General features: G+C 69.2%; 4 protein-coding genes. 3 read left to right on the plus strand and 1 reads right to left on the minus strand.

Annotated elements, in window-relative coordinates; genetic code table 11:
- Window positions 1-451, minus strand: a 451-nt coding sequence (locus QOH60_RS10535; protein WP_526419908.1) for a YncE family protein, incomplete at its 3' end; no start/stop codon positions are given.
- 233 nt (window positions 452-684) lie between these two features.
- On the opposite strand from QOH60_RS10535, the gene QOH60_RS10540 reads away from it, so the two are divergent.
- The 3 genes from QOH60_RS10540 to QOH60_RS10550 form a co-directional block, all read left to right on the plus strand.
- Window positions 685-2,178, plus strand: a complete 1,494-nt coding sequence (locus tag QOH60_RS10540) for a molybdopterin-dependent oxidoreductase (protein ID WP_526419910.1) — start codon at window positions 685-687, stop codon at window positions 2,176-2,178.
- A gap of 35 nt (window positions 2,179-2,213) precedes the next feature.
- Window positions 2,214-2,843 carry a methyltransferase domain-containing protein gene (locus QOH60_RS10545; RefSeq protein WP_526419912.1) on the plus strand — a complete coding sequence of 210 codons (630 nt, stop codon included), beginning with the start codon at window positions 2,214-2,216 and terminating at the stop codon, window positions 2,841-2,843.
- 32 nt (window positions 2,844-2,875) lie between these two features.
- Window positions 2,876-5,403, plus strand: a 2,528-nt coding sequence (locus QOH60_RS10550) for an arabinosyltransferase domain-containing protein (RefSeq protein WP_526419914.1), incomplete at its 3' end; no start/stop codon positions are given.

The raw sequence follows: 5,403 nt of genomic DNA on the forward strand, positions 1-5,403 counted from the left end.
TCTCGCTGGTGACCACCACGGTGCCGCTCGACGTGAGGACAGCGTCGTGCGGTTGACGGCCGACACCCGTCGCCGTTGACAGCACCCGCCCGTCGTTCAGCTGGACTTCGGACAACTCGTCTGAGGATTCCAGAGGCACCAGGACGGGCCCGCCGGGTCCTGCAAGCTCGAGATGGCGTGCGGGCCCAGCGGTGGCGACAGTTTGCCGCACAGCACCGGTGCTGGCGTCGAACAGCGCGATGCCGTCGGGGTTGCGCACGGCAATCGCCCCAGTGCCCGATGATCCGACGACGATGCCTTCGGGTGCGTCGCCGACCGCAACCACTGTGCCCGCCGGAGGCACCGCCGGTGCCGGGGCCTTGGCCGGCTCGGCGGCGGGTGTGGGGGGTTTGCCCGACGGCGTAGGCGATCCCGAGGCACAAGAGCCCGGCCCAGGACTGCAGCCAGCCACGAGGAGAGCTGCCGCGAGAAGGCCTCCTAGACGAACACGTGAACCCATCACCGCTATTCGCGGCGCGCGCCGATGCGGATGGGTCACGCCGCCGCGACCCCGAGCACACGGTCTGAGCCGCTGATTTCCATCCGGGCCTGCGCTGGCTCCGAATGGATTGACATGTACACGTCGCCCGATCGGGCCACGCGCCGGTGAGGTCGGCGCTTATCGGGATCCGCCTGCTCAGAGGGGTGGCAGCTGCCGCTGTCGCGTTGGCGGTCACCGAGCTGCTTTCCGTGCTGTTCGGGCAGAACGCCGATGCGCTGAACGCCGTCGGGTCGACGGTGATCGACCTGACGCCGGGCCCCGTCAAGGAATGGGCAATCAGCACCTTCGGCACTTCGGACAAACTGTTCCTCGCGATCACCCTGATCACGGTCATCGTCGTACTGGCCGCGCTCGCGGGGCTGGCTGAAACGCGCCGCCGCCCCCTGGGCAGCGCCGCGATCGTCGTCGCCGGGATCGCGGCAGCGGCTGCGGTGCTCAGTCGGGCCGGCGCCGACGGTCTGGACGTCATCCCGGTCTGCGTCGGCACTGCCACCGGCGTGGCGGTCCTGCGCCTGCTGACCGTCAAGTCGGCACCGGACCAACCGGATCCGGACACCCACCCCACAGACCCGCAGCGGCGGCACTGGCTGACCGCGCTCGTGTTGCTGGGAGTGGGGGTCGCCGGCGGCGTCGGCGGCCGTCTGCTCGCGAGTGCCGTCCACTCGGTAGCCGGTGAACGCGCGGCGTTCAAAGCTCCGCAGGTGGCCGCGCCCGCACCGCCACCGGTCGCCGAGGTGCAACCCACCGGTGTGGCGCTGCCCCCGTTCATCACGCCCAACCCGGACTTCTACCGCATCGACACCGCCCTCAACATCCCTCAGCTGCCGCGAGATAGCTGGCGATTGAGGATTCACGGCATGGTCGACCGGGAGATCACGCTGTCATTCGACGACCTCGCGGCTTTTCCCGTAATCGAGAAGACGGTCACTCTGACCTGCGTGTCCAATCCCGTTGGAGGGGACCTCATAAGTAACGCCACCTGGACAGGGTATCGAGTGCGAGATCTGCTCTCGCGCACCGGAATTCACCCTGACGCCGACATGGTGCTGTCTACCTCCGTAGACGGGTTCACCGCCGGCACGCCGGTGCAGGCGCTCACCGACGACCGCGACGCGCTGCTTGCGATCACCATGAACGGCCAGCCCCTGCCTGCGGAGCATGGCTACCCGGCACGGCTCGTGGTACCGGGCCTGTACGGCTATGCCTCTGCGACCAAGTGGGTCGTGGACTTGGAGCTGACCCGCTTTGACAGGGCGAAGGCGTATTGGACCGGGCTCGGCTGGGCGGACAAGGCGCCGGTCAAGACGGCCAGTCGTATCGACGTGCCGAAGAGCCTTCAGAATGTTCCTACAGGGCCGGTTCGCTTCGGCGGGGTGGCTTGGGCGCAGAACCGCGGGGTGAGCAGAGTCGAGGTGGGTATCGACAACGGTGAGTGGCGCTCCGCCCAGCTGGCTTCTGCCTACTCCAATGACACCTGGCGGCTGTGGAGTTACGACTGGAACGTCGCCCCGTCCGGCGATCACACGATCAGGGTGCGCGCGACCGACAACACCGGGGCGCTGCAAGTCGAGCAGCCTGCCGACCCGATGCCCGACGGTGCCACCGGGTGGCACACCGTGGCCTTCAGCGTGGGCTGAGGGGTGGTTCTGGCTGCCATAGGGGGTAAAGCTTTGTGATGGGTCCGCTGTACGAGCGCGCGCTCGCCGGTGAACGATGTTGGGTGCGTCATCGGCACGGCGAGATCCGGTCGCTGCCGATTGAGCGGTGGCTGGGCCGAAATCTCGTCGACGATGATTTCGATCACGCGGTGCTGCAGATGTGTGTCGGCCCGGTCATCGACGTGGGCTGCGGGCCGGGGCGACTCGTCCTGTCGCTGGCCGAACGCGGGGTCTGCGCCCTCGGCGTCGACCAGTCGGCGGCCGCCGTCGCGATCGCGCGCCGCCTTGGCGCCCCTGCGCTGCATCTCGACATCTTCGGCGCAATGCCCGCGACTGGGCGTTGGCAGACGGCATTGCTCATCGACGGCAACATCGGTATCGGAGGCGACCCGCACCGCCTGCTGAAACGCGTCGGCGAGCTACTCGACGACGGCGGCCACTGCTTGGTCGAATTCGACACACACGTCACAGGCATTCGCACAAACCCCGTGCGGTTGGAATCACGCAGTCAAGTCGGCCCGTGGTTCCCGTGGGCATCGGCGGGGGTGGACAGTGCAGAGCAACTCGCGCGGGAATGCGGCTTCCACGTCGCGCGCGTCTCAACCGAAGGTCGGCGCGCGGTCGCCTGTCTCGAGCGGGCGTGATCGCGCGCTCAGCGGTCCGCGAGTCTGGTGTGATGCGTCGTGTGCTGGAGCTGACAGCTGGCTTGATCGGTGTCGTGGCTGCCGTCGCGCTGCCGTTCGCATCGGTCGTGGCTGAGCAGGCCAGCGTGACCTGGCCGTCCGCGGGTCATCCCGCGGCTTCCACCACGGCGTTCTTCGTGCCGTACCGCCCTGCCGAGCTGACGGTCAAAGTGCCCGCTACGGCGGTATCCCCAGGAGCGTCGGAAGCCCCCGTCACTGTGTTCGCGACGGGTCCCGCCGACGCCGGCCTCGTGATCGAGACCGGCGCCGCGGGGCCCCGGGTGCGCGTCGACGGCCGCGACGTCGTCGTGCCCGCAGTCGATGTCGCGAAAGGCGGAGACCTCACGGTGCATGCCGACGAACACGGGGTCACGGTGTCGGACCCGGCGGGCCCGAACCTCGTGGTTCCCGGCGCGCGGGTTCCCCGGGTATTCGGATTCCGTACCGACTTGCCGCCCGACCGGGCGGCGGGGATCTCCGCGGCCGCCCGCAGTTCCAGTGTGTTCGCGACGAGCCCGACGCTCGCCAAACTCGCTCTCGTCATCGCCCAGCTGCTGGCCGCCGGCGCGGCGGTGGCCCTGCTGATGAGGAGTCGGAGCGGCCGCGACGCAGAGCCGCCCGACGGTTCGCCGCCGGCAGGCCGCGCCCGTCGTGGCGGCGCGGTGGTGGACATCGGCGTGGTCGGGGTGTTGGCGGCCTGGGCCGTGATCGGCCCGCTGGCCGTGGACGACGGCTGGGCGACGACGATTGCGCGCACCTACGCGTCCAGCGGTAACCCGGGCAACTACTACCGATGGTGGAACGCCTCAGAGACTCCGTTTGCGTTGTGGGAGCAGATGATTGCCCCGCTCGTGACGGTCAGCGTGGCACCGATGTGGTTGCGCATCTTCAGCACGGTGCTCGCTGTTGCAACCTGGTTCGTGGTGAGTCGCGGTGTGCTGGGCGCGGCGTTGCCCACCGTGTCGTCCACCACCCGGATGCGTGCGGTGGCGGCGGTGTTCTTCCTGGCTGCGTGGATGCCTTTCAATCTCGGCGTGCGCCCGGAGGGGGCGGTGGCTCTCGGCGCGACGGCGGTGCTGGCGCTGCTCTGGCGGGCACAACGGCTCGGCGCGATCGCCGCCGCGGTGCTGGTCGCCGCGGTGACCTTCGCGGTGAGTCCGACCGCCGTCATCGTGGTGGCCCCGTTCGTGGTGTTTGCGCCGCGCATCGCCCGGATGCTGCGGGACGGCTGCTCGCGCCCCGGCGATCTTGTCGTTCGCGGGCTTCTGCTCGCGGCGGTTGCCGCGGTGTCGCTCACCGTCGTGTTCGCCGACCAGACGTGGGACGGTTTCGTCACTGCCACCGAGTGGCACCGCTTCTTCGGCCCCTCACTGCCGCCCTACCACGAGCTGGACCGATACCAGTACCTGCTCGGTACTGATCAGATGGGCAGCTTCGCCAAGCGCTTGCCCGTCTTGCTCAGCGTTGTCTTTGTGCCCATTGTCGGGCTGATCGCGTTCCGACGACGAGATGCGGTGACGGCGGCGGCCGCCCGGCTGGCGGGCGTCGTCGCGGTGTCGCTGGTGCTGATGTCGGTGGCTCCGTCGAAGTGGTCGTACCACCTGGGGGCGCTCGCCGGCGCTTTCGCCGCGTTTCTGGCCGTCGCCGTGGTGCTCGTTGTCAGTCCGAGCGGATCGCCCCGCGCCCGCGGCGACGTGGTGCTCGGCCTGATCGGAGGTGGCCTGACCGCCGCCGTGGCGGCGCTCGGATTCGCAGGACCGAATGCCTGGTGGCTGCCGGAGCTGTACCGCGTGCCGTGGGCCATGACCGGACCGCGTCCGTTTGGAGTGCCGTTGCAGTCGGTGGTGTTCTGGGGTGCTCTGCTGCTGGTGGGCATCGCTGTACCGGTTGCTGTGATGCGAGCACGCGGCACTGGTCCTATCCGCCGCGTGATCGCCGCAGGACCAGCGGTGATCACTCTGGTGGCTTTGAGCGGGTCAGTCGTGATCATGCTGGGGTCTTTCGCGTCCGCTCCAGTGCGGCGTCCCGAAGGGTCTCTCGCCCAATCCAATTGGCGGTGGCTGATCGGACGGCCGTCGTGCGGGTTCGCCGATTCGGTAGAAGTGTTGGCCGACGGCGACATTCTGACGGCGGCCGGCGCTGGCGGGTCGTCCACGGGGTTCACGGCGCTTGGTGGATTCGCGCGGGACGCGCCGCCGCCCGATCGCCCCGGCACCGGGATGTCCACCTATCTGTGGGGCAGCCGTGACGCCGGACCGGGCCCGGCGACGCTGACCAGCCAGTGGTTCACGTTAACAACGCCGGCCCCTGGCGCAGGGCTGTCCGCGTCCATCGCCGGTACTGCTGGGGCGACCATCTCGTTCGAATTCGGGCATTCGGATCAGTCCGCAGAACCGTCGGTCGTGCCCGTCGCTCGCGTCGACGTGACGGACCCCGCGCCGCCCGATCTGAATGCGCGGGAGAGGGTCTGGCGCGCCGTGACCGTCGATGCCTCGCAGACCCCCGCCGAGGCCGATCGGGT

It is taken from the genome of Mycobacterium sp., assembly GCF_032159765.1.
In the GTDB taxonomy this organism is placed as follows: Bacteria; Actinomycetota; Actinomycetes; order Mycobacteriales; family Mycobacteriaceae; genus Mycobacterium.